This window comes from Achromobacter maghribensis (assembly GCF_057334215.1).
Genome location: NZ_JBHFII010000004.1, coordinates 1 through 26,314, shown reverse-complemented (window position 1 = coordinate 26,314; position 26,314 = coordinate 1). Strand labels below are relative to the sequence as shown.

Genomic DNA, 26,314 nt, shown 5'->3' with positions numbered 1-26,314 from the left:
CAAGCGGCATGGCCTGACACTGGCCATGCAGCCCACCCCATTGAAGGAGGAGTACTTCATGCACAACACTGTAAAAGCCGCCCTGAGCTGCGCCACGCTGGCATTGGCGCTGGCGGCGGCCGGGGCTCACGCTACCGAGCCATCACGCATCCAGGTCGGCATCAACGGAGATATCCGCAGCACCGACCCTGGCGTCAACCGGGACGAGAACACCGACGCCGTCGTCATGCATGTGGTGGAGGGCCTGGTGGCCTACCGCGAAGACGCGACCGTGGGCCCCATGCTGGCCGAGTCGATCAGCGTTTCCGACGATGGACGCAGCTATCGCTTCAAATTGCGCGACGGCGTGCGCTTTCATAATGGCGCACCGCTGACAGCGGCCGAGGTCCTGTGGACCTGGCACCGTTACCTGGATCCCAAGACGCAATGGCGCTGCCTGGCCGACTTTGATGGCCGTGGCCTGCTCAAGGTGCAGGACATCAGCAGCCCGGATTCGATGACCGTGGTCTTCACGCTGGAGCAGCCCAATGCCCTGTTTCTGGCGACCATGGCCAGGACCGATTGCGGCGGCACCGGCATTCTGCATCCGGACTCGCTGACGCCCGAGGGGGCGTGGCGTGCGCCGGTCGGTACCGGGCCCTTCAAACTGGGGCAGTGGCAACGCGGGCAATATATTGACCTGCAACGCTTTGCCGAATACGCCGTACGCGCCGAGGCCATGCCGGATGGCTATACCGGCAACAAGCAGGCGCTGGTGGACCAAGTGCGCTTTGTCGTGATTCCTGACAGTGCCACGGCAAAGGCCGCGCTGATGGCACGTGGCGTCGACCTGCTGCCCGACGTGACGGCAACGGACGCGGCTGATTTGAAGCAGGCCAAGGGCGTGACCATCCAGGTCAGCCCTGCCATGTCCATCAACGGCTTGCTGTTCCAGACCCGTGACCCGCTGCTGAAAGATGTGCGCATTCGCCGCGCCATTGCGCTGTCGCTGGATTACGGCCAGATGGTGGCCACGCTGTCCAGCGGACTGTCCCAGGTCAACAACTCGGCCGTACCCAGCAGCAGCACCTACTATGACGCGGCCACTGCCAAGGGCTATGGCACCGATCTGGCCGAGGCGCGCGCCTTGCTAAGCGCTGCGGGCTATCGCGGCCAGCCGATCAAGATGATCGTGAACAAGCGTTACCCGCAGATGTTCGATATGGGCATTCTGAGCCAGGCCATGCTGGCGTCCGTGGGCATCAACATCCAGATGGAAACGCTGGAATGGGGCACGCAGCTGGAACGCTACCAGAGCGGCAACTACCAAATGATGTCGTTCTCCTATTCGCCGCGGTTCGACCCGGCCTTGAGTTTTGAGCAATTGCTGGGCGACAAGTCCAAGGAAGCCCGCAAAGTCTGGGACAACGCTGACGCCATCGGCGTCTTGCGCCAAGCCATGCGTGAAGCCGAACCAGCGAAGCGCCAGGCGCTGTTTGATCAGCTGCATGGCATGTTGATCCAGGATGTGCCCATGGTCATCATCTACAACGGCACCGCCATTGGCGCCTTCCGTGACGGCATTCAGGGCTATCGGACCTGGCCGATATCGAAGCCGCGTCTGTGGGGTGTGTCTTTGGCCGCGACCGCGAAATAGGCCCGTCATGTTGCGATTCTTCCTTCAGCGTTTGGGCATGGCGCTGCCCACTTTGCTGCTGATCTCCATCATGGTGTTTGGCCTGATCCGCTTTATCCCCGGCGACCCGGCCTTGCTGATGCTGGGGGATATGGCAGACGCGCACAGCCTGGCTGAGATGCGCAAGGCTCTGGGTCTGGATCACTCTATCGTGACCCAGTACCTGATCTGGATCCGGGCCGTGTTGAGCGGCGATTTCGGCTTGTCCATCAGCAGCAGCCAGCCGGTGCTGGATCTGCTGGTCGAGCGCTTCAGCGTCAGCGCCGTCATCGTCCTGATTTCGGTTGGCCTTGCCGTGCTGCTGGCCGTGCCGGTTGGCCTCTACGCGGCATGGAAGCAGAACAGCCTGATGGATCTGGGCTTGGTCGCCAGCGCGACCTTGCTGCTGTCGATTCCGGCCTTCTGGCTGGGCTTGCTGCTGCTGTACTTCTTCGGCATGCAGTTGGGCTGGCTCCCAATCGTTGGCTACGTCAGCGTCAGCGCAGATCCCTTGCGAGGGCTGAGCTACCTGGTCCTGCCTGTGGTGACGCTGACGCTGGTGGAGTTTGGCTCGATTGCCCGCATGGCGCGCGCCAGCACGATCGAGGTCCTGCGGCTGGAGTACATCGCCCACGCCCGCGCCAAGGGCCTGTCGGAAACGGCGGTGCTGTGGGGCCATGCCTTGCGCAATGCCTTTGCGCCGACCTGGACGCTGGTGGGCCTGATTCTGGGCAATCTGCTGGGCGGCATCGCGGTGCTGGAAACCGTCTTCACGCTTCCGGGCATCGGCAGGCTTATGGTGGATTCGATTTTTGCGCGCGACTATCCGGTCTTGCAAGGGTGTCTTTTGTTGATCACCAGCATCTATGTCGTGGTGAATTTGATCGTCGACCTGCTGTATCCGGTCTTTGATCCCAGGGTGAAACTATGAATGGCAACGCCATCTCTCTGCCGGCAGTGCCTGCGCGGCGCCGCAGCCTGCCGGCGCTCAATGCCTTGATCGGCGGTGGCCTCCTGCTGGGTCTGGTCGCGCTGGCCCTGCTGGGCCTGGTGTGGACGCCGTATGACCCGCTGAAGCTGGATCTGAGCGTCCGCCTTCAGGCGCCGAGCGCGCTTCATTGGCTGGGTACGGACGAGTTCGGCCGCGATATCCTGAGCCGTCTGATCATTGGCGCCTCGACCAGCTTGTGGATCAGCCTCCTGTCCGTGGCGGTGGCCTTGGCATGCGGCACCATGATAGGCATGCTGGCCGGCTACCTTCGTGGCTGGACCGACCGCATCCTGATGATGTTCAACGACGCCTTGCTGGCCTTTCCGGGAATCCTGCTGGCGTTGGGCATCATGGCCGTCTTGGGCGCCAGCCAATACAGCATTGTGCTTGCCTTGGGCATGGCCTATACGCCGTCGGTGGTGCGTGTGGTCCGCGGCAGCGTGTTGTCGCTGCGTGAGCGCGAGTTCATCGAGGCGTCCCGAGTCATCGGCAATTCCGAGCTGTACACGATGTTCCGCCACATTGTTCCCAACTGCCTGGCGCCGGTGTGCGTGCTGGCTACCAGCATGTTCGGCTGGGCACTGCTGTCCGAAAGCGCATTGAGCTTTCTGGGTCTGGGCGTGCCGCCGCCTGCCGCCACCTGGGGCAGCATGTTGGCGGCTAGCCGGCCTTACATCGCTTCGGCCGCCTGGCTGGGCGTGTTTCCCGGTGTGCTGATCAGCATGGCCTTGCTGGGTATCAATCTGTTTGGCGATGCCTTGCGCGATCGCCTCGATCCGCGCATGAGGAAGTGAGCATGACCGAGAAAGCGCCGCTATTGTCTGTGAAGAACCTTAAGATCCGTGCCGGCCTGGATGGCCCGCTGGCCGTGAACGATGTCAGTTTCGAGCTTGCGCCAGGCGAGATCCTGGCCTTGGTGGGCGAGTCGGGCAGCGGCAAAACCATGGCCGCCCGCGCCGTGATCGGCCTGTTGCCCGCTCCCATGCAGGTGGTTGGCGGCAGCATAGGCTTCAAGGGTCAGGCTCTGGACACCCGGAACGCCAGAGCCTTGCGTCGTGTGCGCGGGGCCGAGATCGGCATGGTGTTCCAGGAACCCATGGTCTCGCTCAACCCGGCTTTGACCATAGGCCGGCAGATGAGTGAAGCACTCAAACTGCATACCCAACTCAGCGCCGCCGATATACGCCAACGCTGCCTGACCATGTTGGAGCGCATCGGTATCAAGGATCCAGTGCGCTGCCTGACCGCCTATCCGCACGAATTTTCGGGCGGCATGCGCCAGCGCATCATGCTGGCTTCGGTCATGCTGCTGCGTCCGGCCCTGTTGATCGCCGATGAACCGACCACGGCGCTGGACTGCCTGGCGCAGTTGGATGTCATCGAACTGATGCTGGAGCTGACCCGGGAGCAGGGCACGGCCGTGCTCTTCATCAGTCATGATCTTTCGCTGGTGGCGCGCTACGCCAGCAAGGTCGTTGTCATGCGTAATGGACAGGCGGTCGAGCAGGGGCCGACGGCGTCCATCCTGCTCAACCCGCAAGCCGATTACACCCGTCAGTTGCTGGAGGCGCTGCCGCGCCGTGGCGTTCTACCCCCTTTGCCCCAGGCCAGCGCACCACTGGTCGAGGTCAAAGGCGTGTGCATCGAATACCCCGGTCAGCGCAGCTTCTGGTCTCGTAGCGCCGCCTATCGCGTGGTGCGCAGCGTGGATCTCAGCATCGCGCCAGGTGAAACGCTGGCCCTGGTCGGCGGCAGCGGCTCGGGCAAGACCACGCTGGGGCGCGCTATGGCGGGTTTGGTCAAACCCTGCGCGGGCAGCATCAAGTTCGATGGCGTGGATCTGCTCAGGTCCGTCCACCGCAGCGCCCGCCTGCAATGCCAGATGATCTTTCAGGACCCTTATTCTTCGCTGGACCCTCGTATGCGAATAGGGCAGATTCTGGACGAACCTTTGCGTCATAGTGATGACCTGGACGCCTCGCAGCGTCGCACACGGGTAGCGGAAACGCTGAACGATGTCGGCTTGAATCCGTCGTTCCGTGACCGCTTCCCGCATCAGCTGTCTGGCGGCCAGCGTCAGCGTGTGGCCATCGGCCGTGCGCTGGTGCGGCGGCCGAAGATGGTCATTGCCGATGAACCGATTTCGGCGCTGGATATGACCATCCAGAAGCAGATTCTGGATCTGTTCGAGCGCTTGCAGAAGCAATACGGGTTTGCCTGCTTGTTTATCTCGCATGATCTGGCGGCCGTTGAACGGATCGCGCATCGCGTCGCGGTGATGAGCCAGGGAGAAATAGTGGAAGTCGCCGGCCGCGATGCCTTGTTCGACCATCCGCAACACCCCTATACACGCAAATTGCTGGCCGCTGCCAGCCCGCTGGAACGGCTAGCCAACGGTGGCTATCGCATCCGCTCGGCGCAACCCTGAGCCGGCCCCCGTTTCAATCATTCAAGGAGATTCCATGACCGACGCCAGTTCCGTTTCCGATGCATTCTGGGCGCCTTTCACTCCCATGCGGCAGTTTCAACAGCAGCCCATGATGTTCGATAGCGCCGACGGCATGTACTACCGCACGTCCGACGGCCGCCAGATTCTGGACGCCATGGCCGGCCTGTGGTGCGTCAACGCCGGTCACGGCCAGGCCAGCATCGTGCAGGCCATTCAACAGGCCGCCGCTCGGCTGGACTTTGTGTCCTCGTTCAAGATGAGCCACCCGGCGGCGCAGACCATGTCGGACGCCCTGATTGAATTGGCGCCCGAAGGCATGAACCGGGTGTTCTTCACCAACTCTGGCTCCGAAGCCGTCGACACGGCCTTGAAGATCGCGCGCGCCTACCATCAGGCACGCGGCGACAGCCGCCGCATCAAGTTCATCGGCCGGGCCAAGGGCTATCACGGCATGGGCTTTGGCGGCCTTTCCGTCTCGGGTATCGGCCGCCAGAAGCGCGACTTCGGCCCGCTGCTGGGTGAAGTCAGCCATTTGCCGCTGCCTTATGACGCCAGCATGCGCTTTAGCGCCGGGCAACCCGAGCAGGGCGCCAGCTATGCGGAAGCGCTCGCGCAATTGCTGGATATCCAGGACCCGAGCACGGTTGCCGCCGTCATCGTCGAGCCGGTAACCGGTTCGGGCGGCGTTTATCCGCCACCGGTCGGTTATCTGCAGCGCTTGCGCGAGCTGTGCACCCAGCACGGCGTGTTGCTGATTTTTGACGAAGTGATCACCGGCTTCGGGCGCGTTGGCCGCAACTTCGCCTCGCAGGTCTTTGGCGTTACGCCCGACTTGATGACGGTGGCCAAGGGGCTGACAAACGGTGCGGTGCCCATGGGGGGCGTCATCGTCAGCGGCGGCGTCTATGAGGCCTTCATGGCCGGCCCGCCGCAAGTGGTGGAATTGATGCATGGCTACACCTATTCCGCCCACCCGCTGGCCTGCGCCGCCGGGCTGGCGACGCTGCGTTTGCATCAGGAACTGGGCATCAACGCCATGGTGCAAGAGATCAGTCCCTTCTGGCAGTCTTGCGCGCTGGCGCTCAAAGGCCTGCCGCATGTCAACGACGTGCGTAGCATCGGCCTGTTGTGCGCTGTAGACCTGGCGCCGCGAGCCGGCGCAGCCGGCATGCGGGGCGCAGATGTCGCACGCTATTGCTTTGACCACGGCGTGCTCGTGCGCGCATCCGGTGACATGATCGTCATTTCGCCGCCGCTGATCATCAGCCCTGTTCAAGTCGAACAGATATTCGAATGTTTGCGACAAGCACTACTTCTTGACGGCCTATGACTGGCGGGTGACTCAAAGCGGGAGCATGGATCGAATTTCCTGGCCGGGCTCCGCCCAAGACCAGTCGTATTCGATTACTTGCGTTGACGCGCAATTGAATCCATACGTACGAATTTTCCGCCAACGCCTGCGCTTGCTGCGGCGGCGATCCGTTCCGACGAAGAAAATCCACGATTCGTCGAAAAAATAATGCCTTATCTCTGGGCCCCGAATTAAATCGACACGTCTTCGACTTAATTTGAAATAGCCGCCGGTCCGATTGTGCCGAGCGGCTGCCCGCAAAGGACCAGAGATGAAGCAGCTGACTGCCAACCTGACGGCGCGCAGAAGTGTCGCCGCCGTATTCGAGCCGAGCCCGTGGCCCGCGCGGCCCGCGCGGCCCGCGCGCTCCGCTCTTGGGCTGCTTTCTTCGATGTCGATGACCGCCATCGGCCTGATTCTGGCCCAGCCGGCGATGGCCGACATTTCCTGTCCGTCGCCAAGTTCGTCCTCTTCCAGCACGACGACATGCACGGTCGCCTCGAACCAGAGCGGCAACCTGACCGTTGACTACACCGGGGGCACGGGCACCGGCACCAACAACGGCGGCTATGGCGGCAACTACATCGTCGTCAACAGCGGCTACCTGGGGCCTAACCCCTTGCAAGCGGCGCTGCTGGTGCGCCTGAAGGGCGGCACAGGGTCACCGGATGGCAAGGACGCCGGCACGTTTGGCGGCTGGGGCGGCGCGATCACCATCACCAACTACGGATCGGCCGAGACCAACGTTTCTCCCGCGGAGACCCCGCAGGGGACCGCGCCGGGTGTCTGGGACGATTACAGCGCGCAGTTCGGCATCTACGGCGCGTCGGTGGGCGGCACGGGTGGCACGCCGCCCGATAACTTCGGTGGTGGCAGCGGGGGCGGCGGCGGCAATGGATCGGCCGTGAATATCAGCAACAGCGGACAGGTCCAGATGCAGAACCTGCCTTATGGCGGCGTGGGCATCTACGGGGCCAGCATCGGAGGCGCCGGCGGTACGCAGATGAGCGCGGTGGGCAGCGATCAGGTGGGCGGCAACGGCGGCAACAGCGATATCGTCAATATCACCAATACCGGCTCGGTTTCGGTGTCGTCCGGCAGCGCGGGCCGCTACGCCTGGGGCATCGGCGCGGAATCGCTGGGCGGCGCGGGGGGCGTCTATAACGGCTGGGGCGGCACGGGCGGCGGCGGAAACCCGGCGGCCGCCACGATCATCACGAACAGCGGAAAGGTACTGGTCAATGTGGGGGTTTCTGGCGGCGCCACCAGCAACCTCCTGACCAATGGCGTGCGCGGGCTGTATGTCGCAAGCCAGGGCAATGCGGGGTTTACCTCCAGCGATGGCAGCGACAACGGCGGGCAGGGGGGCGGGTTCGGCACCATGGCGGCCGTCAACAACGGCCAGATTTCGGTCACCAGTTATTCCCTGTCGCAACCGACGACCTTGGCGTCGCTGTCTGGCGGCATCGTGATGGTGGGCCTGGGGGGAGACGGCGGCGGCGGGCCAATGACCAGCACCAACACCACGGGCGAGCGCGGCGGCAACGGAGGCGCGGCGCTTTCGTCGGCGACCGTCACGCTGAACAACGGCTCGTCGATTACGACCAGCGGCAACTACCTGCCCGGCGTAAGCGTGATCAGCCAGGGCGGCAACGGCGGCCCCGGACGCGAAAACAGCAACGGCGCCAATGGCGGCAACGGCGGCAGCGTCCTGGTCGGCTTGAATGGCAGCGCCAGCATCACCACCGATGGCACGCAATCCCACGGCGTTGCCGCGCGCAGCGTGGGCGGCACGGGCGGCGGCGTGGAGACCAGCAGCGGCCTGGTCGACTTCACGCCGGAAAACGGCGGCGTGGGCGGCGCCGGCGGCGCGATCAGTGTGACGACCGGCGATGCCTCGACGGGAGCGGCCGGCGGCACGATCAGAACCCAGGGAGACTATTCGATTGGCATCCTCGGCCAGTCGATGGGGGGCATCGGTGGCACCACCACGGGAAACTTCGAGATGTTCGGCAATGCCGGCGCCGATGCCGGCAACGGCGGCAACAGCGGCACGGTCAATATCGATAGCCGCACCGCCATCACCACCTTTGGCACCTCGTCGCACGGCATCGTGGCGCAAGCCATCGGCGGGGGCGGGGGCACGGCGGGCGCCAGCGCCGGGCTTGTCTCGGTGGGGGGCGGAGGCGGCAGCGCCGTCGCCGGCGGCACGGTGACCATCACTCAGAACGGGAGCCTGAGCGTCAACGGTTCGGCGGCCATCGGCATGCTGGCCCAATCCATTGGCGGGGGCGGCGGCGACGGCGGCAGCGCCAACGGCGTGGCCGTGATCGGTGGCACGGGCGGCGGTGGGGGCGCGGGCGGCCACGCCACGGTCAACCTGACCGGGAATTCCATCTATGCCTGGGGCGATCATGGCTACGGCATCGTTTCGCAGGCGATCGGAGGAGGCGGCGGTACAGGTGGCGCCGCGTCCGCCTACGATGCCGGCGTGGGATTTTCCATGGCGGTCGCGATCGGCGGCACGGGCGGCAACGGTGGCGCCGGTGGCACCGCAGTCGCCAACATTTCCAACGCTGGCGTGACGACCGGCGCAAGCGACGCCCATGGCGTGCTTGTGCAATCGCTGGGCGGCGGCGGCGGCGCGGGCGGCGCGTCGGTGGCCAAGGCCTTGACCGTTGCCGTTCCCGATGAGGACGCCTCGTTCGGCGTCGCCGTCAGTTTCGCCATGGGCGGTTCGGGCGCCACGGGCGGGGCAGGGTCCACGGCCACGGCCACGCTGACCAATGCCGGCGTTACGACGGGCGGCGCGAACGCGCAGGGCGTGATCGTGCAATCCATCGGGGGTGGCGGTGGCGCGGGGGGAAGCGCTTCCGCTACGTCGACGGTGATTGGCACCGGCGATTCGGTCGGGGGATCGCTGCAGACGGCGCTGGGCGGCAGCGCAGGCAGCGGCAACTCGGGCGGCACCGCCACGCTGGTCATGCAGGGCAGCAACATCACGACATCGGGCGATTCCGCCAATGCGATCCTGGTGCAAAGCGTGGGTGGCGGCGGCGGCGCGGGAGGCGTGGGATCAGCCACCGGGCGCAGCGTCAACACCGATGCCAATGTATCGATGACGCTGGCCTTGGGCGGCACCGGCAACTCGGGCGGCAATGGCGGTACCGCCGGCCTGACGATAGACCCGACCAGCTCGGTCATCACGCATGGCGACGGCGCGCGCGCCGCGCTGGTGCAGTCCATCGGCGGCGGCGGCGGGGCGTCACAGGGCGGCCAGGTGGGCCTGGAGGTGAGCGCCACTGAAGAGGACAGCACGACGGACGTCCACGGCTCGGTCTCCGTCGGCCGCGGGGGCGGCGCCGGTGGCAGCGGGGGCGCCGTCAACTTGAACAGCGACGGCAATATCACTACCTATGGCGCCGACGCCGACGGCCTGCTGGCACAGAGCATTGGCGGCTCCGGCGGCCTGGGCGGCGCCGTGGGCGGCGATAGCGGCGCGTCCTCTTCGCTGCCCCGGGTGAACGATTCCGGAACCACTTACCAGTTCAATGTGGCCGTGGGCGGAACGGGCGGAGCGGGCGGCAACGGCGGCGCCATCGGAAGCAGCAGCGCGCCCGCCATCCTGGGCGCCTCGACCCAGACCTATGGCGACTATGCCGACGCGGCGGTGGTGCAATCCATCGGCGGCGGCGGCGGCGTGGGCGGCGCATCCACGGTGTCCTCCAGCGTCTCCCGGTCCAATGTGACCTTGGCGGTGGGGGGCAGCGGCGGCAGCGGCGGCACGGGCGGCGCGATCACGGCCTGGTTGAACGGCGACGGCGTCAACGCCTTCAACACTGAAGGCTATGGCGCGGCGGGGGTAGTGCTGCAGTCCATCGGCGGCGGTGGCGGGATGGCGGGTTCGGGTTCGCCGCAAGCGCGCGGCCAGATGCTGCTGGGCGGCGTGCAGGGCAACGGCGGCGCCATCACCGTCACCAGCGGGAGTTGGGCCTCCATCGTGACCAAGGGCGACAGCGCCTACGGCCTGGTCGCGCAATCGATCGGCGGCGGCGGAGGCATCGCCATGGCGGGCAGCGCCAGTTCGGCGGCCAATCCCGGCACCCAACAGTTCAGCATGATCGCGGGCAACGCCAGTGGTTACGGTATCGGCGGCTCCGTTACGGTTTCCGCTGGCCTGAACCTGAACACCTATGGCGCCAGGGCGATGGGCGTCGTCGCGCAGTCCATCGGCGCCGGCGGCGGCATCGCCACCACGGGCGCGGCAAGCGGCATGGGCACGATACAGCTGGGCAGCCTGCTGAACAGCTCCGCTGGCGCGAACGCCAGCCCGGTGCAGCTTGATCTGAACGGCAGCATTGCGACGCGAGGCGCCGGCGGGCACGGCATCGTCGCCCAATCCATCGGCGGGGGCGGGGGCATCTTGGGCGACGTGTCCCAAGCGATTCAATTCAATCCGGCGGGGTTCGCCAGGCAGTCGCTTACGGTCAACGCCAATGGCGGCGGGGGCAACTGGGTCAGCGTTGCTTTCAATGGCAGCCTGACGACGGCCGGCGCCAATTCGCATGGCATCATCGCGCAATCAATCGGTGGCGGCGGCGGTCTTGCAGGGGGACCCCAAGGCGGATTCGCGGGATCCATCGGGCAGCAGGGCGGCTATTCAAGTAGTGTCAAGGTCCAGCAGTCGGGTGCCTTGCTGGCCACGGGCGCGGGGTCGGCGGGCATATTCGCCCAAAGCGACAGCGGCACTGCCCCCAACAGCGCGGTTTCCGTCGTCGTCAGCGGCGACGTGCTGGGTGGCACGGGATCCGGCAGCGGCGTCTGGATTGCGTCCGGAAAAAGCAACCAGCTGGTCGTGAATGCAGGCGCCTCGCTGGGCGCCTTGTCGGGCGTGGCCGCGCGCTACGACGGAAAGTACGGCACCGGATCGGGTTCCATGCTGACCATCGATAACTACGGCACGCTGTCCGGCAGCACGTTGTGCGCCAATGCCGACGGCAGCAATGCCTGCGTCCTGAACAATAACGCCGGCGCCTTGGCCACCGACGCCGTTGCCTACAACGCCAACGTCCGCAACGACGGGCTGATCGTGATCGGCAAGCCTGGCCAGTTTCAGACCCTGACGGTCAGCGGCAGCCTGACCCAGTCCGGCAGCGGCGTGCTGCGTGCCGACGTGGACTTCGACACGCTACGCGCCTCGCACATGGTCGTTGAGGGCGACGCCAACCTTGCCGGCGGCATGGACGTGCTGCCGCAGGCGTTGCTGCCCAAGCGCGAACTGTCCGTGCTGACGGTGCAGGGGCGCTCGCAGGGGACGCTTACGGCGGTGGACAGCCCGGTCTTTGACTACGAAACGCGCCAGGTCGGGCCGGAAACCCGCATTCGGGTCGAATCGGCGGATTTCAACGCCTCTTCCATGGGATTGAAAGCGAACCAGGGGCAGGTCGCGAACAATCTGCAGCGAATTTGGGACGCGGGCGGAAACTCGGCGCTGGCACCGCTGTTCGCGCAGTTGGACCTGGCCTCGCGCCAGGGCGCTGGCGCCTACCGTGACAGCGTCGCCAACCTGTCGCCGGGCGTGACCCTCGCGCCAGCAGCGCAGTCCGCGGCCAACCTGGGGCAGTTCACCAACACCATGATGTCGTGCCCCACTTTCACGGGCGCCGATGCGATGACCGGCGAGCAGAATTGCTTCTGGGGCCAGGTGAGCGGCCGCGCCACCAATCAGGATGGCAGCCGCGGCACCTCGGGCTTCAGTTTCGACACCGTCACGTATCAATTCGGCGGCCAGCGCAGCCTTGGCCCCGGCTGGTTCCTTGGCGGGTCCATGGCGTACGAAAGCAGCCATGTGCGCGCCCGCGACGGCAACGTCAGCGGCAATGGCGACAGCGGCTACGCGGGCGTAGTGCTGAAGCGCGAAGCGGGACAGTGGGTCTTCTCGGCGGCCCTGGGCGGCGGCTATGGCAGCTATCGGATGGACCGCGGCATCGACATTGCCGGCTATCAGGAGACCCTGACCAGCCGGCCCGACGTTTACGGCTTCAATGCGCGCCTGCGTGCCGCCCGCACCTTCGCGCATAGCAATATGTATGTGAAGCCCTACGTGGACCTGGACTTCAGCTACAGCCGCATGCCCGCGTACACGGAGTCGGGTTCCAATCCGCTGGCGCTGGCGGTCGACGGCAGCGACCAGTTCGTCATGGGCCTGTCGCCCATGATCGAAATCGGTGGCCGCGCGGAACTGAAGAACGGCGCGATGCTGCGTCCATTCCTGTATGCAGGCGCGTCCTTCCTGTCGCAGGACGACTGGACTTCCAGTGCGCGCCTGCGCGGCGCGCCGCAGGGCACTGGCGCCTTCGACACCTCGCTGCCGGTCGATGACGTGGTCGGCAAGGTAGGCGCGGGGCTCGAGGTGATGAAGGCGGGTAGCGTGAATTTCCGCTTGCAATACGAAGGCCGCTTCTCGGAGCACGTAAGCAGCCACAGCGCGGCGCTGAAGGTGATGGTGCCGTTCTGAGCGCACGCGGGGGCGGTGGGCCGCCGCGACGGCGCGGGCCCTACGCCTGGGCCACCGCCCGCCGCAGGCGCAGCGAGGCAACGCGGCCCAGGATGATGGGTGCGACGCCGTTGATGAACATCACTTCGGTCTGCGCGCCAGGGAGTTGCGATAAATGCGAGATATGCGCCAGATTGATGATGACCGAGCGCGACAGGGCGCAGAAGGGCGGGCAGGGAAGCTGCGCGGCCAGGCGCTTGAGCGTGATGTGCATCAGCTCGTTCGCGTAGGCGGCGCTGCACAGGCGCACATAGTCCCCTTGCGCCTGCACGATGGTCAGCTCTTCAACCTTGATCAGCTTTGTGCCGGACCGTGTCCGCATGGACAGGTAGCCGGTGGCGCGCGGGCGCAGCCGCGCCAGCGTTTGTTCAAGCCTGTCGGGGCTGACCGGCTTGAGCAGGTAGTCAACCGCCTCGACGTCGAAGGCGCGCGTGGCGTAGTCGTTGTGGGCGGTGACGAAGACCACGGCGGGCGCGGGGTCCAGGCTGTCCAGCAGATCGAATCCGGTGCCGGACGTCAGTTCGATATCCAGGAAAAGGGCGTCCGGATTGTGGTCCCGGATCAGCCCGCGGGCCTGCTCGGCGGTCGCGGCTTCGCCCGCCACCTGGACGCCGGGCGCGGCTTCGAGCAGCCGGCGCAGGTAGCGTCGCGCCGGGGCTTCATCGTCGACGATAAGCACGCGTAGCATGTTCCTCTCAGGCGCCCGGGTTGGGGCGAGTATATTCTCTCGGTCCGATACGCGGGTAAATATAAGGCCACAGCCGTGTCCATGATCTTCACATCCGTCAGCCAGGGGCTGAGCCAAGGGGAGTCTTCGCCGGGCTTCTGGCGTGCCCAGATCGTCGGGTGGATCTTTCTTGCGCTGGTCGGGTATTCCATCCGCCTGGCGGTGTTCGGCAATGCCGTCGCCGCGTTCTGGCTGACGTTGGCACTGGAGCCGCTGGCATTCGTATTGACTAGCGCCGCGGCCGCGCTGCATGGCCATCGGTCGGGCAAGGGCGACGCGCCCATCCTGGTGCTTGCCTGCGCGGTGCTGCTGTGCCTGGCCGCTTCGGCGTTGCTGGGCTCGGTCGCCTACGCCATCCATCACTTGTTCCCGCCGGGATCGATGCGGGTGCTGCCAGGCAATCAGTACCGCCTGGGATTCATCTACTACATGGGGATACTCTCCATCTGGACGCTGATCTACTTCGGTGTGTCGGCCGAGCTGGCCGCGCGCACCGAGCGCATGTCCAAGATGAAGGCCGAGACCCGCTCGCTGCAGCTGGAGCTGGAGCATCTGCAGCGGCAGATCGAGCCTCATTTTCTTTTCAATTCGCTCAACACCATCGTCGCCGAAATCGCCGAACGCCCGGCCATCGCCGAAGAGATGACGCGCCGCCTGGCCGACTACCTGCGGTATTCGCTGGACCGGCGCGGGCGCGGGCTGAGCCGGCTGGAAGAAGAGATCGAGGCCGCCCAAGCCTACATACGGATACAGGCCCTGCGCTTTGACAAGCAGCTTGATTGCCAATGCCAGATCGACCCGGCCACGCTGCAGATCAACATTCCCCATATGACGCTGCAGGGGTTGGCGGAAAACGCGGTCAAGCACGGCATGCGGGCCGAGCATGACCGGTTCGTGATCCACATCCGCACCCGGCTTCATGGCGACGAGCTGATCATCCAGGTGGATAACCCGGGTCAGTTGCAGGCGCCGTTCGATCTGGTCGAGAGCGGGGGCGGGCTGGGCAATCTCTGCCGCCGCCTGGCCCTGCGGTACGCCGACAGATACGCGTTCTCGCTGGATCAGCGCGGTGACCGTACCGTGGCCGAGATCAAGCTGAAGGGAAGCCCCGCGGCGCTGTAGTCGGCGATACCGGTGGATTCCGGCCGCGGGGCGTATTCATGAGGATGACCCAGCGGGGATTCAGGCAAGCGCCACGCTCATGCCGCCGTCAGCCATGACGACGGCGCCAAGGATGAAACTGGCTTTGTCCGAAGCAAGGAACGCGATCACTTCCGCGATTTCCTGCGGCTGCGCCGCGCGGCGGATGGGCGCTTTCTTGCCATGCTCGGCAAGGAACGCCTGACCGTCTGCGTGGATATGGTTGGTGATGTTGGTGATGACGTCACCGGAGCCCACCGCGTTGACGCGAATGCCGTGCTCAATGGCTTCCAGCGACAGGGCGCGCGTCAGCTGCGCCAACGCGCCCTTGGAGGCGGCATACGCCGAGATCTGCGGGAAAGCCTGATAGCAGGCGTAAGAACCCACGTTGACGATGGCGCCCTTTCCCGCCGGGACCATCGCGCGCATCGCCTCGCGTGAGAACAGGAATGCGCCGGTCACGTTTACCGACTGAACGCGATTCCAGTCCTCCAACGACATATCCACAAGGGATTTGTTGATGATGATGGCCGCGTTATTCACCAGGATGTCGAGCTTGCCAAAGCGTTCAACCGCCATTGATGCGGCCTGCACGGCGCTTTCTTCGTGCGCCACGTCGGCCACGAGAGGGATGATGCCCGGCCGTGCCAGTGCCTCGATATTGCGGCTTCGATCAACCGCGATAACGCTGGCGCCCTCGGCATGCAGCAGGTGGGTGGTGGCCAGGCCAATACCGCTGGCCGCGCCGGTAACAATGGCGACCTTGCCCGCGAAGGCGCCGGTTTCAGTACTGCGTGAAGTCATGGTGATCTTCCTTGTCAAAGTGAACGATGGCCGCCGTGCGTTCAGAAGGGGCTGGCGGTGGGGCGCACAACGATCTCGCTGACGTCGACGTCGGCCGGCTGCTCGACCGCGTAGGCGATTGCACGAGCGATGGCATCGGGGGTGATGGCGATACGGCGAAACGCTTGCATGGCCGAGCGCGCCGTTTCGTCGGAGATGGAATCGGCCAGCTCGGATTCCACGACGCCGGGGCAGATCACCGTGACGCGAATCTTGTCCGTCTCTTGGCGCAGTCCGTCGGAAATGGCGCGGACGGCGAACTTCGTGGCGCAATAGACGGCCGCGGTGGGCGACACGGCAAGACCGCCAATCGAAGAAATGTTGATGATCTGGCCGCTACCCTGCTGCTCCATCGTCGGCAGGACGGCCGCGATGCCATGCAGCACGCCTCGGATGTTCACGTCGATCATCCGGTCCCATTCATTGACCTTCACCGCGCTTAGCGGCGAAAGCGGCATCACGCCGGCATTGTTGATCAGCACATCGATGCGGCCGAACGCATCAAGCGCATTGCGCGCGAACGCCGCGACATTCTCGGCCGACGTGACGTCGAGCTCGCGGTATTGGACGATTCCGCCTGCTTCCTGCAGCGACTTCGCCAGCTCGGCCAGCCGTTCGGTGCGGCGCGCGCCAATAACCAGCCGATGCCCTTGCGCGGCAAGCAAGCGCGCGGCTGCCTCGCCGATTCCGCTGCTGGCGCCGGTGATCAGGATGACTTTCGATTCGTTCGAGGAATGTGCCATGTTGAATAATCCTATTTTTCGATGGGAATCTTCGGGTGTACCCGGGATGGAATGGCGGCGTCGCGCCTGAGAGGTTTTGATCCGCGCTACAGCTTGTTCATTCATCATCCGGTGCATGAATGTTAGGGAATTCCGCGCTTTGGGCGAATACACGGACCGATCCCGTTATTGCCTATTCCTATCGTCCTTGGCTGGTGCAGGCCGCCAGGGAAACGCTAGAATGGCGCGTGACGCGATAAAGGGGAGAAGGCGGTGAGCAAGGTTCGAAGTGCCGCTTCGATCAAGATGGTTCGCTTGTTGGAGACGCTGGCGCCCAACGAGGGCTACACGCAGTCCGCGCTGGACAGCGTGCGGCTGATGCGGTCGGACCGCCCGCTAGGACGCACGCCCGTGTTTTATGAACCCAGCATCGTGATCGTTTGCCAGGGGCGAAAGCTAGGCTTCCTGGGCGACGAGGTATATGTCTACGATGCGCAGCATTACCTTGTGCTGTCCGTGCCGTTACCGTTTTCCACCGAAACGCAGGCCTCGCCAGAGGAACCCATGCTTGCCGTGTCCATCCGCCTGGACCTGCTGGAACTTAGCGACCTGATCACACAGATCGGGTCGGCCGGCAATCATCCCGATGCGCCGCCCGCCGGCATTACCTCCACGCGGCTGGCGGGGCACCTTGAGAGCGGCACGTTACGGTTGCTGGAGGCCTTGACGGACCCGCTTGACGCACAGGTGCTGGGGCCCAGCCTGGTGCGCGAGATCTGCTATCGGGTACTGACTGGCGAGCAAGGCGGCGCGATGCGTGCCGCGCTTGCCCACCACGGCCGATTTGGGCGTGTGGCGCGGGCCCTCAAGCGTATCCACACGGATTACGCAAAGCCGCTGAACGTTGCAGGTCTTGCGCAGGAGGCCGGGATGAGCGTGCCTGCGTTCCACGCCAACTTTCGGACGGTGACGCAGACCTCGCCGATCCAGTACATCAAGTCGACTCGCCTTCATCAGGCGCGGCTGATGATGATACGTGACGGGGTGACAGCCGCCGCGGCAGCGGCTCGCGTTGGATACGAAAGCGCGCCGCAGTTCAGCCGTGAGTTCAAGCGCCTGTTTGGGCGGACGCCGTTGAATGAAGTCCGCGACATGCGCGAATCATTCACGCTTTCTCCCGCGGTCCGCTTCGGCGGCTAAGTTCTTGCTATCGGGCCACGCCCAGGATAGCCATCCTGGGACGTGGCGGTCATGCTCTTTTCAAGGGCTTGGCATGCCGGGACATCAACCGCGCTTTGCCGCGACGCCGGCGATTGGCGCGTCGAATGCCAGCGCGGCCTTGACCGGATCAAAGTACTCGCGCAAATGGGCGATGCGTCCGTCACGCGCTGTCAGGAAGACGACATACTCTTGCTGGTAGATGCGGCCCGTTTCGGGGACCCGTCCTTCGGCGCGCACCCGTGCAACGGCCTTATGCGGATCGTCGCTTGCAGTGACTTCAATATCGAAGAAGCGGAAATGGGTGACGGCACCCTTGAACCAGTTCGCATGCCTGACGACCGCCTCGCGGCCGTCAAGCTGCAACGGATGGCCCAGGCTGGGCGCATAAGGCAAGTCCCATACGATGTCGTCATGGATCAGTGTTTGCCATTGCTGGTTGTCGTCAACCAGCCACTGGAAATGTTGTTCCAACAAAGTCGCTGCGCTATGCATGATCGTGTTCCCGAGAAGCGATTATCAAACGGCGGCCGTTGCAACGGGCGTGCGACGGTTGTCCAGACTGAACGCGCCTGCGCCGAACGCCACCACCTGCAAAAGTCCGCCTGCCATGGCCAAGTTCTTGAGGAAGTGGAACAACTGGTTCTGGTCCGCCAGCGCATGGTGAAAGATGAGAGCGGTGGCGACGGCATACGCCGCGAGTAAAGCTGCCACCAGACGGGTCCGATAGCCAAGCCCAAGCAGGACTGAACCGACCAGTTCGAGCATCACCGCAGCCACGAGGCCGAGCACGGGGGCCGGGAGCCCCATCGATGCGATGTATGCCAGATTCGCATCGGGAGCCACGATCTTGCCCAGCGCGCTGAACAAGAAAATGGTGGCCATCAAGACACGGCCGATGAAGGGAAGTGCGGTAGCGGCGTTGGGGGCCGAATTCATGGTGAACATCCTTGTAGAAGTTGATGTTCGAAGCTTAGGATCTTGACTCCTATCCATGAAGCCTATATTTTTCGATGCTATCTATCTAATTGGCAGATACATGCTCGACGCCGTCTCGCTTGATCAGCTTCGCACCTTCATCGCCGCCGCCGACGAGGGCAGCTTTTCGGCAGCGGGCCGGAAGCTAAGGCGCGCCCAATCCGTCGTCAGTCATACCCTGGCGAACTTGGAGGGTCAGCTGGGCGTGCGGCTCTTTGATCGCACAGGGCGCTATCCACGCTTGACCGAAGCAGGCGCCGCGCTACTGATTCAGGCGCGCACGGTGGTCAGTGGGATGGACGGCTTCAAATCGAAGGCGCGCGCGATGGCGGAAGGGCTTGAGCCAGAACTGTCCGTAGTGGTCGACGTCATGTACCCGATGTCATCGCTGACCGATGCGGTCGGCGCATTCCGAAAAGTGTTTCCGCACACGCCTCTTCGGCTCTACGTAGAAGCGCTGGGCGCCGTCATGCAACCGGTTATTGAACAAACGTGCCGGATTGGCATCAGCGGTTCAATGCCGGTTATTCCAGACCTCATGGAAGCGGAAAAACTGCTGGACGTGCCCATGGTGACGGTTGCCGCGCCTTCACATCCGCTGGCGTCTCGTGATGGCCTGATCCAGCCGCGCGATTTGAAGGAGCACGTGCAGTTGGTGCTGACCGACCGCACGGCGCTGACCGACGGCACGACCTTCGGCGTTTTTTCTCCGCAAACATGGCGGCTTGCGGACCTTGGTGCCAAGCACGCGTTCTTGCGCGCCGGATTCGGGTGGGGGCACATGCCGCTGGCGATGGTGCAGGCTGACCTGGATGCCGGCGCGCTTGTCCGGCTGCGGCTGGCGGCCTTCGAAGTTCGCACGCCGCCAATAGCGATGTTCGCGGTTTACCGAAAGGACACGCCGCCTGGCCCGGCAGGCCGGTGGTTTCTCGAACGGCTCATGGAATCGCGTTAGCCAGCCGCCATGTCGATGCGGGCCGCACCATTGACCATGAAAAGTGCCTAAGTCATTGATTCTTAAGGGTGTGGGACCGCGCGGCCCATGAACATCAGCGGCGGTTGGCGTCAGGCGGCTATCATTGGTCGCCATCCGGTGATTAATGACCTGGTTGATCAAGCGCCCGACCCTGCGAGGCGCGCATCTCACGGTAACCCGTCCATGAAGACCCTTAAAAAATCGAGCAAGCTCGCTCACGTCCTGTATGACATTCGTGGCCCGATCATGGATCGGGCCAAGCAGATGGAGGACGAAGGCCAGCACCTCATCAAGCTCAATATCGGCAATCTGGCCGCGTTCGGCTTCGATGCCCCGGAAGAAGTCCAGCTGGACATGATCCGCAACCTGCCCAACTCGGCGGGTTATTCGGACAGCAAGGGCATCTTCGCCGCGCGCAAGGCGGTCATGCACTACACCCAGGCGCAGGGCACGCAGGGCGTGACACTGGACGACATCTATCTGGGCAACGGCGCCTCCGACCTGATCGCGATGGCGACCAACGCGCTGCTCGATGATGGCGACGAACTCCTGCTGCCCGCGCCGGACTACCCGCTGTGGACGGCGGTGACGAGCCTGTCCGGCGGGTCGCCCGTGCATTACCTGTGCGACGAGGCGAACGGCTGGATTCCCGACCTGGACGACATCCGCGCCAAGATCACGCCGCGCACCAAGGGGATCGTGGTCATCAACCCGAACAACCCGACGGGCGTGCTCTACCCCGATGACGTGCTGCGGGGAATCGTCGACATCGCGCGTGAATTCGGACTGGTCATCCTGGCCGACGAGGTCTATGACAAGGTGCTGTACGACGACGTCCAGCACACCGCGCTGGCCAGCCTGTCCACCGATGTGCTGACGCTGACCTTCAATTCGCTGTCCAAGAGCTACCGGGCTTGTGGCTACCGCGCCGGCTGGATGGTGGTCTCGGGTGACAAGGGCGCGGCCCGTGATTACATCGAAGGCCTGGATATGCTTGCCAACATGAGGCTGTGCGCCAATGTGCCGGGCCAGTGGGCGATCCAGACCGCGTTGGGTGGCTATCAGAGCATCAATGACCTGGTGCGCGAGGGCGGTCGATTGCACCGCCAGCGCGAATTGGCTTACGAGCTGATCACCGCCATCCCGGGCGTCAGCTGCGTCAAGCCGCAGGCCGCGTTGTACATGTTCCCGCGGCTGGACCCCGAGGTCTATCCCATCCAGGACGACCGCCAGTTTTTCCTGCAGCTTCTCGAAGCCACGCGCGTGATGCTGGTGCAGGGCACGGGCTTCAACTGGTCGCGCCCCGACCACTTCCGCATTGTGTTCTTGCCGCACGAGGCCGATCTGCGGGAAGCCATCGGCCGCATCGCCAAGTTCCTGGGCGATTACCGCGCCAAGCATGCGAAGCAACGGTTGGTTTCCGTGGATGCCGATCCGGCGGAGCAGGCTGTCGATGCGCCGGTCAAGCTGGCGGCGAAGGCCGGATGAAGCGTTAACGGCCGGCGTGCCGGGCCGGGGGGGCAGCCGCGATAGCCATATGCGCAAAGTCCTTGGCCGCTTTCGCGGCATACCCGGCCGGCATCACGGCGGTGGTGGCGCTGGATAGCCCGAATGCCCCCTCCATCAGGGCAAGCACGCCCGCCGCGAGCGTTCGTGCGCCCCGAGTGTCGCGCTGCTGCTCGCGCAAGGCGGCAACCACCAATTCCGTAACCATCGCCAGTTCCTGCGCGATCACCTGGCTGTACACCGCGCGCACCTCTTCCTGGCGCACGGCCTCGGCGCTGATCATGACCCACGCCGCGACCGCATCCGGCGCCGCGCCTTCGCCCCTGCCCAGGCGGGCTTCAAGGTAGGCATCCAGCCGCAGGCCAGGCGCCGCGGCGGCATCGCAGATACGCGTGAAACGGCTACGCGCAACCTCGGCCAGCATGTCGATGAGCGACAACAGGATTTCTTGCTTGTTCTTGAAGTGGTAGTGGATCAGACCTGGCGCCAGGCCGGCCTGGCTTGCGATGGACTGGATCGTCGCCTTCTCATAACCATGCCGTGCAATGACGGTGAGCAGGGCTTGCGTAATTTCAGCGCGGCGTGCTTCGGTGTTGGGGCTTCGGGCCATGGCGGGGGTGTCATAGTTGGGTAGATAACCAATTTTAGTTGCGCGAAGCGCCGTAGAGGTGTAATTTTTCAATATTGGTTGTTCAACCAATTTATAAAACAATGCCATTGATCGGGCCATAGCCATGTCTAACCCATCCGCCCACCGCGCCGCCAAACCCTTTTTCCCGCTGCCCTACGGCAGCTTGTTCTGCAAAGTGATACCCGGCTTTCTTTCCACGGAAGAGTGCGACCGCCTGATCGCGGAAAGCGAGGCTCGGGGCTACGCAGGAGCCGATAGCGATTACCCGCCGTCCTACCGGAACAACGATCGCCAAGTGCTCGATTCCCCGGATCTGGCCTCTCGAATGTTCGCGCGGTTGCAAGGTTTCGTGCCCGCGTCCATGCCGCTGGCGGAGACAGAACCGTCGGCCTTGCCCTGGACGCTGGATTCGATCAATGAACGGTTCCGCTTGTGCCGCTATCGTCCCGGGCAGGTGTTTCACATGCATCAGGATGGCGTGCATCATCGCAGCCGGAGCCTGCAATCGCGCCTGACCTTTCTGGTTTATCTCAGCGATGGCGCGTCATGCGAGGGAGGCGACACCCAGTTCTATGAAGCCGCGCACGCCGGCGACGGCGAACCGATCGCCACGGTGACGCCACAGGCAGGCAGTTTGATCGTTTTCGATCACCGCCTTTGGCATGCTGGCGCGCGCGTGACGGCGGGGACGAAATACATCTTGCGCAGCGACGTCGTTTATCGCGCACCGGAAGGGGCGGGTCACGCCGCAGCGGCGACCTTTGAATCGGGACACCAGGGGTATGTGTGGACGCTGGAACCACTAAGCCCGGAAATCTTCGCCAGCGGCGGGCGCGATACCTCGATCCGCGTATGGCATCGGGACGGCACGTTGCTGCGCACCCTGAATGGGCACACGCAGTCCGTGCTGGGGTTGGCGCGCTTGTCCGACCGGTGTCTGGCATCGGTTTCTCGCGACCGCGCGTTGCGGATCTGGGACTGGCAATCGGGACGCTGCCTGCATGTTGTGGACTCGGCGCATGCGGCCGCGCTGCTGAGCGTGGTGGCGCTGGACGGCGGCACGATCGCCACGGCTGGCGCGGACCGGCACATCAACCTGTGGGACGCGAAAGGGGGCGCATGCGGCGCGCTGAAAGGGCATGACGGTTGGGTCTGGGCCGTGGACAAGATGCCGGATGGGCGGCTGGCATCGGCGTCCGAAGACGGCGATGTCAGGATCTGGCACCCGGCAACCGGCGCATGCCTGCACGTATTGCCGGGGCCGGTTGCCCTGCGTTCCTTGGCCGTATCCGACGATGAGAGGCACATCGCGACCGCGGGTATCGACGGAAGTCTTGTGCTGTGGCAGCGGCATGGCGACACCTGGACGACATTGCGTTCGTTCGCCGCGCACGGCGCCGCTGTGCGCCGAGTGCGGTGGTTGTCCCCCACGCTGCTTGCGTCCGCAGGCGAAGACAACCAGACACGGCTGTGGGCGATGCCCGGCTGCACACCGCTTCACGCCGAGCGCAGCCGGAACTTCACGACGGATGTCATGGCCATGGGCGAGGGTATCCTGAGTTGTTCGTATGACGGCCAAATACGCTGGTTGAACAACGGCGGTTAAACAACGAGGCTTGCGCGGGCTTATAACGCCGGCTTCAGGACCATCAGGAAGTACACCGCGACCATGGCCAGGAAGGCGGGGTAGCCCAGGCATTCCCACCACCGCGCAAAGCGCCAGTAGCGTGCCGGCAACGTGGCCTGACCCGAGGCGTGGGCGGTGGCGGCCATCTTGGACATCTCGTATTGCAGCCACACCACCGGCAGCCAGCACACGCCCGCCAGCAGATACAAGGCGATCGACAGACTGACCCAGGGCGTGGTCCATTGCCAGCCGGCGGCATGCGCCAGCCAGAGGCCCGACAGGGGCTGGAACACGACGGCAGGCGTGGTGAACCACAGATCGGCCCGGACCACCAGTTTCGACACGGCGGCGATCGCCGGGATGGAACCCGTCCGGTTGGTAAAGAAGAGGTAGAAGGCCGTGCCGAAGCCGGTGCCCACCAGCAGCACCGACGACAGAATATGCAGGGTCTTGACTGTCAGATATACGTTCATGGCTTGGGTTCCTCGGTAAGCAGAAGCAGTAACAGCGCAATGACGGCGGCATTTTTCAGGACCGGGCCGAACGGGTGCCACAGGAACTCGGGCAAGGCGACGGCAATCACGGCCGTGTAGCCCGACACCAGCCACAACTGCGCGGCCCACAGGCGCCGGCCGGGCTTGCACAGCGTGGCGACACCCAGCGCGAAATCCAGCCCCGCGGCCAGGTACAGCGCCGCAAGTGCTGCGGCGCCTTGCACGCCAACCGGTTCAAGCAACGCCAGGCTGCCGGCCACGGGATAGAGGAAGGCGCTGCAAAGGGCCGTCCATAGCCAGATCAGCGCCAATGCGCCGCGAAGCAGGCCCGGGCGCCATGCCGCCAGCGCCTGATGGCGCAGGGTCAGCGCATTGGCGGGTTCGATGAAGGATTCGAGGCCGGCGGGCGGACGCCCCAGCGCCCGGGTCGTCGTCGCGCTGGCGGCCGTATTGCCGGCGCGCAGCATCTGCCAGGTGTCGCGCGTCAACAAGGACCCCGGCAATCGGTTCAGCAGCACCGCGCCGGCCGATACCAGCCATGCCGGCACGCAAATTTGCCGCGCCGGTGCAAAGCCCATGGCGCCCCGGTAGGTGGCCAGCATCTGGCGAAACTCGACCTCGGTGCCGCCGACCAGGTTCAGCACGGAAGGGTCGACATCGTCAGCGCGCAGCGACCGCGCGACGATTTCGGCCAGCTCGTCCACGAGGATCGGACGCAGTAACTGGCGGCCGCCGCCCGGCAGCGGATGTATCGGTAATGTGGCCAGCGCGCGGAAGAACCGCGCCGACGCGCCTTGCTCGCCATAGACCAACGCCGGACGCAAGATATGGTGCGGCACAGGCAACGACCGCAGGTGATCGTCGGCCGCGCGTTTGCTTTGGAAGTAGGGCGTCTCGCCGTGCTCGGCGCCCAATGCCGACAGTTGCACGATGCGCCGGACACCGGCAATGCGGGCGGCGTCGAATAAGGCGATTGGCGCCGCCCGGTGGACCCGGTCGAAGGTGGCACCCGCGTTCTCGATCAGGATGCCGACGGCGTTGACAACCACATGGATGCCGCGCAGCCGGTCTGTCCAGGCAGCCGGATGCGTGTCCTTCATGTAATCAATAGCGATTTCGTCCGGCCGGGCGGCTACCCGCACGCCTTTCAGCACCCGGTGGCCGTCGCGCGCCAAGGCGTCGCAAAGCGCCCGGCCGACAAATCCGTTCGCGCCGCAGACCAGGATGTTCATGCCGCCGCCTTGATGGGTAAGTCGTTCATGTCTTTCTCTTGTTTCTGCTATTTCTGTATAGACAGAAATTGACGCTGAAAAAAAGGCGGGACTTTTGGTCCCGCCCCGGAGATCAAGCCTTGGTGCGCCGCATGGTCTTGCTGATCTTTGCGCCCATGCCCAGCGTCTTCATCAACGTCTCGGGTTTCATGCGAAGCATCTCGTTGGACCAGGTCGTCAGGATTTCCAGGAATTCCAGTGTTTCCCGCACGCGCTGTTCGGTGGCGCGGCTTTCGTTTTCGATTTCCGGGCTGGCCAGGCTGTCGCGCAGCATGGTCAGCGTGGGATCGATTTCGCGTTGCCGGCGGCCTTCGACGATCAGCTTGAACAGCTCCCAGATATCTGTGGACGTTTCAAAGTGGTCGCGCCGGTCTTCCATGACGTGGACGACCCGGGCCAGGCGCCAAGCCTGCAATTCCTTGAGACTGTTGCTGACGTTCGAGCGCGCAACGCCAAGCGTGTCGGCGATTTCCTCGGCGGGCACCGGACGGCCCAGCAGGTAGAGCAGGGCGTGGATCTGGGCGACGGTGCGGTTCACGCCCCAGCGCGAGCCCATCTCGCCCCAGTGGAGGATGAATCGTTCGGCGATCGGAGTCAGTTTCATGGGGCCACTGTAGGAGGTTTCTGTTATTTCTGTCAAGACAGAAATAACAGAAACCAAAGGGCTTCTAGGCCTGCGGGGCGAAACCCGCCTGGTCAGCCGTTTGACGCGATGCGCTTGCGTTCAGCAAGCCTGTGGCGCGGGGCTTCCCGAGTTGATCGACGAGACGCCGGGCCCCCCAGGCCGTGACCGAGGGCCGGTCGGCGCTGTCGGCGCTGTCGCACGTCATGGAGGGATTGCCCCGCCGGCAGTGCGCCGTGCTGATCGCCTGCGGGTGGAAGGGCGCAGCCGCGCCGATGCCGCAGAATGGCTAGGCATGTCGTTGCGGTCGGTAGACACCGCCCTGCGCCAGGCGCTACGGCATTGCGAGAAGGCCGCTCAGGGCGTGGTGACCTGATACCCGCGCTGCTGCATGCAACTGCTATAGGCGGAGGAGACGGCCGCATTGGTCTGCGCCGTCTCGCGGCGATCCTGACGCTGCCGGGAGCCGCCCACCACCATCCCGGCGACCGCCGCATCTTTCGCCTGGTTCTGCCGGTACTCTTGTTTGACATCATCGTTTACGCGGTCAGAGGCCTC

Annotated in this window: 20 protein-coding genes and 1 pseudogene; 11 read left to right on the top strand and 10 right to left on the bottom strand. The window is 64.6% G+C overall.

Going from position 1 to position 26,314, the window contains the following annotated elements:
* Positions 1 to 58 precede the first annotated feature (58 nt).
* The 6 genes from ACE039_RS00870 to ACE039_RS00845 all read left to right on the top strand — a co-directional run bounded on the left by ACE039_RS00870 (position 59) and on the right by ACE039_RS00845 (position 12,962).
* Positions 59 to 1,636: an ABC transporter substrate-binding protein gene (locus ACE039_RS00870; protein ID WP_485821402.1), complete on the top strand. Its 1,578-nt coding sequence runs from the start codon at positions 59 to 61 to the stop codon at positions 1,634 to 1,636.
* Positions 1,637 to 1,643: 7 nt separating this feature from the next.
* Complete coding sequence (locus tag ACE039_RS00865) at positions 1,644 to 2,585, top strand: ABC transporter permease (RefSeq protein WP_485821401.1); 942 nt, start codon at positions 1,644 to 1,646, stop codon at positions 2,583 to 2,585.
* On the top strand, positions 2,582 to 3,439 hold the full coding sequence (locus ACE039_RS00860; RefSeq protein WP_485821400.1) for an ABC transporter permease: 858 nt from the start codon (positions 2,582 to 2,584) through the stop codon (positions 3,437 to 3,439). Before ACE039_RS00865 ends, ACE039_RS00860 begins: the two co-directional genes overlap by 4 nt.
* A 2-nt stretch (positions 3,440 to 3,441) precedes the next feature.
* On the top strand, positions 3,442 to 5,073 hold the full coding sequence (locus ACE039_RS00855; RefSeq protein ID WP_485821399.1) for an ABC transporter ATP-binding protein: 1,632 nt from the start codon (positions 3,442 to 3,444) through the stop codon (positions 5,071 to 5,073).
* 34 nt (positions 5,074 to 5,107) lie between these two features.
* On the top strand, positions 5,108 to 6,424 hold the full coding sequence (aptA, locus tag ACE039_RS00850) for an omega-aminotransferase AptA (protein ID WP_485821398.1): 1,317 nt from the start codon (positions 5,108 to 5,110) through the stop codon (positions 6,422 to 6,424).
* A gap of 292 nt (positions 6,425 to 6,716) precedes the next feature.
* Positions 6,717 to 12,962 (top strand): autotransporter outer membrane beta-barrel domain-containing protein, encoded by a 6,246-nt coding sequence (locus ACE039_RS00845; protein WP_485821397.1) that lies wholly within the window; start codon positions 6,717 to 6,719, stop codon positions 12,960 to 12,962.
* A 40-nt stretch (positions 12,963 to 13,002) separates the two neighbouring features.
* Here the strand turns inward: ACE039_RS00845 and ACE039_RS00840 are convergent, their stop codons facing one another.
* Positions 13,003 to 13,689, bottom strand: coding sequence for a LytR/AlgR family response regulator transcription factor (locus ACE039_RS00840; protein WP_485821396.1), 687 nt, complete (start codon positions 13,687 to 13,689; stop codon positions 13,003 to 13,005).
* Positions 13,690 to 13,770: 81 nt separating this feature from the next.
* Between ACE039_RS00840 and ACE039_RS00835 the strand changes: the two genes are divergently transcribed.
* A complete protein-coding gene (locus ACE039_RS00835; protein WP_485821395.1) occupies positions 13,771 to 14,850 on the top strand; it encodes a sensor histidine kinase in 1,080 nt (359 codons plus the stop codon).
* 60 nt (positions 14,851 to 14,910) lie between these two features.
* Here ACE039_RS00835 and ACE039_RS00830 read toward each other — a convergent pair whose 3' ends face one another.
* Both ACE039_RS00830 and ACE039_RS00825 read right to left on the bottom strand, forming a co-directional pair.
* Positions 14,911 to 15,672: an SDR family NAD(P)-dependent oxidoreductase gene (locus tag ACE039_RS00830; protein WP_485821394.1), complete on the bottom strand. Its 762-nt coding sequence runs from the start codon at positions 15,670 to 15,672 to the stop codon at positions 14,911 to 14,913.
* A 41-nt stretch (positions 15,673 to 15,713) separates the two neighbouring features.
* The gene (locus tag ACE039_RS00825; RefSeq protein ID WP_485821393.1) at positions 15,714 to 16,454 is read right to left on the bottom strand and encodes an SDR family oxidoreductase; all 741 of its coding nucleotides are present in this window, start codon (positions 16,452 to 16,454) and stop codon (positions 15,714 to 15,716) included.
* Positions 16,455 to 16,739: 285 nt separating this feature from the next.
* On the opposite strand from ACE039_RS00825, the gene ACE039_RS00820 reads away from it, so the two are divergent.
* The gene (locus tag ACE039_RS00820) at positions 16,740 to 17,633 is read left to right on the top strand and encodes an AraC family transcriptional regulator (RefSeq protein WP_448713163.1); all 894 of its coding nucleotides are present in this window, start codon (positions 16,740 to 16,742) and stop codon (positions 17,631 to 17,633) included.
* An 84-nt stretch (positions 17,634 to 17,717) separates the two neighbouring features.
* Here the strand turns inward: ACE039_RS00820 and ACE039_RS00815 are convergent, their stop codons facing one another.
* Positions 17,718 to 18,128, bottom strand: coding sequence for a nuclear transport factor 2 family protein (locus ACE039_RS00815; RefSeq protein WP_485821392.1), 411 nt, complete (start codon positions 18,126 to 18,128; stop codon positions 17,718 to 17,720).
* A gap of 42 nt (positions 18,129 to 18,170) precedes the next feature.
* Positions 18,171 to 18,599 carry a DoxX family protein gene (locus ACE039_RS00810; protein ID WP_485821391.1) on the bottom strand — a complete coding sequence of 143 codons (429 nt, stop codon included), beginning with the start codon at positions 18,597 to 18,599 and terminating at the stop codon, positions 18,171 to 18,173.
* Positions 18,600 to 18,690: 91 nt separating this feature from the next.
* On the opposite strand from ACE039_RS00810, the gene ACE039_RS00805 reads away from it, so the two are divergent.
* Positions 18,691 to 19,584, top strand: a complete 894-nt coding sequence (locus ACE039_RS00805; protein ID WP_485821390.1) for a LysR family transcriptional regulator — start codon at positions 18,691 to 18,693, stop codon at positions 19,582 to 19,584.
* A 204-nt stretch (positions 19,585 to 19,788) separates the two neighbouring features.
* Positions 19,789 to 21,093: a pyridoxal phosphate-dependent aminotransferase gene (locus tag ACE039_RS00800; protein ID WP_485821389.1), complete on the top strand. Its 1,305-nt coding sequence runs from the start codon at positions 19,789 to 19,791 to the stop codon at positions 21,091 to 21,093.
* Positions 21,094 to 21,097: 4 nt separating this feature from the next.
* On the opposite strand, the gene ACE039_RS00795 is transcribed toward ACE039_RS00800, so the two are convergent.
* Positions 21,098 to 21,847 (bottom strand): TetR/AcrR family transcriptional regulator, encoded by a 750-nt coding sequence (locus ACE039_RS00795; protein ID WP_485821388.1) that lies wholly within the window; start codon positions 21,845 to 21,847, stop codon positions 21,098 to 21,100.
* Between ACE039_RS00795 and ACE039_RS00790 the strand changes: the two genes are divergently transcribed.
* Positions 21,846 to 23,348, top strand: coding sequence for a 2OG-Fe(II) oxygenase (locus ACE039_RS00790; RefSeq protein ID WP_485821387.1), 1,503 nt, complete (start codon positions 21,846 to 21,848; stop codon positions 23,346 to 23,348). The genes ACE039_RS00795 and ACE039_RS00790 overlap by 2 nt on opposite strands.
* A gap of 20 nt (positions 23,349 to 23,368) precedes the next feature.
* Here ACE039_RS00790 and ACE039_RS00785 read toward each other — a convergent pair whose 3' ends face one another.
* The 4 genes and pseudogenes from ACE039_RS00785 to ACE039_RS00770 form a co-directional block, all read right to left on the bottom strand.
* Complete coding sequence (locus ACE039_RS00785) at positions 23,369 to 23,842, bottom strand: DUF2269 family protein (RefSeq protein ID WP_105556153.1); 474 nt, start codon at positions 23,840 to 23,842, stop codon at positions 23,369 to 23,371.
* A complete protein-coding gene (locus ACE039_RS00780; protein ID WP_485821386.1) occupies positions 23,839 to 25,095 on the bottom strand; it encodes an SDR family oxidoreductase in 1,257 nt (418 codons plus the stop codon). The genes ACE039_RS00785 and ACE039_RS00780 overlap by 4 nt, the downstream gene beginning before the upstream one ends.
* 112 nt (positions 25,096 to 25,207) lie before the next feature.
* Positions 25,208 to 25,738 carry a GbsR/MarR family transcriptional regulator gene (locus ACE039_RS00775; RefSeq protein WP_485821385.1) on the bottom strand — a complete coding sequence of 177 codons (531 nt, stop codon included), beginning with the start codon at positions 25,736 to 25,738 and terminating at the stop codon, positions 25,208 to 25,210.
* Positions 25,739 to 26,113: 375 nt separating this feature from the next.
* Positions 26,114 to 26,314 (bottom strand): annotated as a pseudogene (locus ACE039_RS00770) (hypothetical protein); the annotation flags it as partial.

Excerpts from the sequence above, each read along its gene's own strand:
- ACE039_RS00785 (WP_105556153.1), bottom strand. The coding sequence starts at position 23,842 with ATGAACGTATATCTGACAGTCAAGACCCTGCATATTCTGTCGTCGGTG.
- ACE039_RS00790 (WP_485821387.1), top strand. The coding sequence starts at position 21,846 with ATGTCTAACCCATCCGCCCACCGCGCCGCCAAACCCTTTTTCCCGCTG.
- ACE039_RS00805 (WP_485821390.1), top strand. The coding sequence starts at position 18,691 with ATGCTCGACGCCGTCTCGCTTGATCAGCTTCGCACCTTCATCGCCGCC.
- ACE039_RS00800 (WP_485821389.1), top strand. The coding sequence starts at position 19,789 with ATGAAGACCCTTAAAAAATCGAGCAAGCTCGCTCACGTCCTGTATGAC.
- ACE039_RS00820 (WP_448713163.1), top strand. The coding sequence starts at position 16,740 with ATGGTTCGCTTGTTGGAGACGCTGGCGCCCAACGAGGGCTACACGCAG.
- ACE039_RS00825 (WP_485821393.1), bottom strand. The coding sequence starts at position 16,454 with ATGGCACATTCCTCGAACGAATCGAAAGTCATCCTGATCACCGGCGCC.
- ACE039_RS00855 (WP_485821399.1), top strand. The coding sequence starts at position 3,442 with ATGACCGAGAAAGCGCCGCTATTGTCTGTGAAGAACCTTAAGATCCGT.
- aptA (WP_485821398.1), top strand. The coding sequence starts at position 5,108 with ATGACCGACGCCAGTTCCGTTTCCGATGCATTCTGGGCGCCTTTCACT.
- ACE039_RS00860 (WP_485821400.1), top strand. The coding sequence starts at position 2,582 with ATGAATGGCAACGCCATCTCTCTGCCGGCAGTGCCTGCGCGGCGCCGC.
- ACE039_RS00870 (WP_485821402.1), top strand. The coding sequence starts at position 59 with ATGCACAACACTGTAAAAGCCGCCCTGAGCTGCGCCACGCTGGCATTG.
- ACE039_RS00795 (WP_485821388.1), bottom strand. The coding sequence starts at position 21,847 with ATGGCTATGGCCCGATCAATGGCATTGTTTTATAAATTGGTTGAACAA.
- ACE039_RS00845 (WP_485821397.1), top strand. The coding sequence starts at position 6,717 with ATGAAGCAGCTGACTGCCAACCTGACGGCGCGCAGAAGTGTCGCCGCC.
- ACE039_RS00780 (WP_485821386.1), bottom strand. The coding sequence starts at position 25,095 with ATGAACATCCTGGTCTGCGGCGCGAACGGATTTGTCGGCCGGGCGCTT.
- ACE039_RS00775 (WP_485821385.1), bottom strand. The coding sequence starts at position 25,738 with ATGAAACTGACTCCGATCGCCGAACGATTCATCCTCCACTGGGGCGAG.
- ACE039_RS00835 (WP_485821395.1), top strand. The coding sequence starts at position 13,771 with ATGATCTTCACATCCGTCAGCCAGGGGCTGAGCCAAGGGGAGTCTTCG.
- ACE039_RS00840 (WP_485821396.1), bottom strand. The coding sequence starts at position 13,689 with ATGCTACGCGTGCTTATCGTCGACGATGAAGCCCCGGCGCGACGCTAC.
- ACE039_RS00865 (WP_485821401.1), top strand. The coding sequence starts at position 1,644 with ATGTTGCGATTCTTCCTTCAGCGTTTGGGCATGGCGCTGCCCACTTTG.
- ACE039_RS00810 (WP_485821391.1), bottom strand. The coding sequence starts at position 18,599 with ATGTTCACCATGAATTCGGCCCCCAACGCCGCTACCGCACTTCCCTTC.
- ACE039_RS00830 (WP_485821394.1), bottom strand. The coding sequence starts at position 15,672 with ATGACTTCACGCAGTACTGAAACCGGCGCCTTCGCGGGCAAGGTCGCC.